Genomic DNA, 368 nt, shown 5'->3' with positions numbered 1-368 from the left:
TGTGCTCGGCGATCCTGTCGATCTTGCCTTCCAGTCGCGCCAATCCCCGCTCGTGCCGGTCTTCCATGCGATCCATCCGGGCTTCCGATTTGTCCATCCGTGCGTCCAGCTTGTCGAACCGCTCGTTGACCTGGCCGAACTGATACAGGACCGCCGATTCGAACCGATCCAACCGTTGGCTATGGGCTTCTTGCTGGGCGTGAATGGCCTTAAGCTCGCCATCAATGGCGGCACGCGTGTGCCGCACGGGCGGCGGGGGCGGGCGATCGCGCTGGCGGCGCCCGTCATTGCCGGGAGGGGGTAGGAAGGAGTGGCCGGCAACCATGGTGGTCATATTTCCTCGCAGTGAGTGATTGACCATCCGATGG

At 63.3% G+C, this 368-nt stretch carries 1 protein-coding gene; it reads right to left on the bottom strand.

The window, feature by feature from the left end; translation table 11 throughout:
- The coding region (locus tag AC1DDH_RS20860) for a hypothetical protein (protein ID WP_476956277.1) at window positions 1–334 on the bottom strand (334 nt) is incomplete at its 3' end.
- Between the last annotated feature and the right edge of the window lie 34 nt (window positions 335–368).

Source organism: Arthrobacter sp. 10T425, assembly GCF_056393985.1.
Note: the sequence above shows the minus strand (reverse complement) of the source record. Positions and strands in the feature narration are given on the sequence as shown.